Genomic DNA, 946 nt, shown 5'->3' on the forward strand with positions numbered 1-946 from the left:
TTACCCACCCAGCAGCCAATGGTTATGTGATGGCTGTTGATAAGCCGCTTGCGTTCTATCACATCAAAAAAGGCAAGAAGAAAGATCTGAGCACAAAGCTGGTAGAAAGTAACTGAGCCAGTGCCGAGAATACGGGCATTTCTTACGAGTCTTCAGTTAAGCTGAAAGGCTTAGGCGATAATATCTTTGTCTTCGAAATGGCGCCATATTTGGAGAAAAGCGAAGATGTTTTTATCCAACAGTTCGCAAAAACCATTATCAATGTAGGCAGCCTGCCAAGCGATTGGGAAAGTGACTTAAACTTGCCAGCTGAAATCGTGCCCCTTACGAAACCCTACGCGATCTATGAGGGCGGAAGCTTCACTGGCATTGTGCGAAGTCACGGAAAGCCCGTACCTTTTGCGGAAATCGAAGTTGAATACATCAACTATTTACCTGAAATGTCAAAGAATGCGTTCTCTAGTGATCCCACGATTCAAGTTCCTGCAGAAGCATTTATTACGATGACAATTTATGCCGATGCTAGCGGAACATTCACGTTTGCGATACCGAAGGCGGGTCAATGGGGTTTTGCTGCGCTGGGCGTAGGGCCACAAAAGAAATTTAAAGGTAAAGAGCTGTCTCAAGACGCTGTCATTTGGGTGCAAGCCCATGAACTTAAGTAGAGGGTGCCAACGTGCATATAGTTGATGGTGCGCTTGCGGCGCCGGTTCTAGCAGCTGGTGTTGTACTTAGTGTAGTGGGGGTGGCGATCGGGTTAAAGAAGCTCGATTACGACCACTTACCTCAAGTCGGCGTACTATCGGCTGCGTTTTTCGTTGCCTCATATATCCATCTCCCACTTGGTTTTTCTAGTGTTCATCTTATTTTAAACGGCTTGATTGGCCTGGCACTTGGCTGGGCGGCTTTTCCCGCGTTGCTTGTTGCCTTGCTGTTGCAAGCTGTT

2 protein-coding genes are annotated in these 946 nt (G+C 47.1%); both read left to right on the plus strand.

The window, feature by feature from the left end:
- The first annotated feature begins 182 nt into the window (after positions 1 to 182).
- Complete coding sequence (locus A3729_RS07065; RefSeq protein ID WP_369820101.1) at positions 183 to 665, plus strand: DUF4198 domain-containing protein; 483 nt, start codon at positions 183 to 185, stop codon at positions 663 to 665.
- An 11-nt stretch (positions 666 to 676) separates the two neighbouring features.
- Positions 677 to 946, plus strand: a 270-nt coding sequence (locus A3729_RS07070; protein ID WP_197475644.1) for an energy-coupling factor ABC transporter permease, incomplete at its 3' end; no start/stop codon positions are given.

The sequence above is a fragment of the Oleiphilus sp. HI0043 genome, assembly GCF_001634935.1.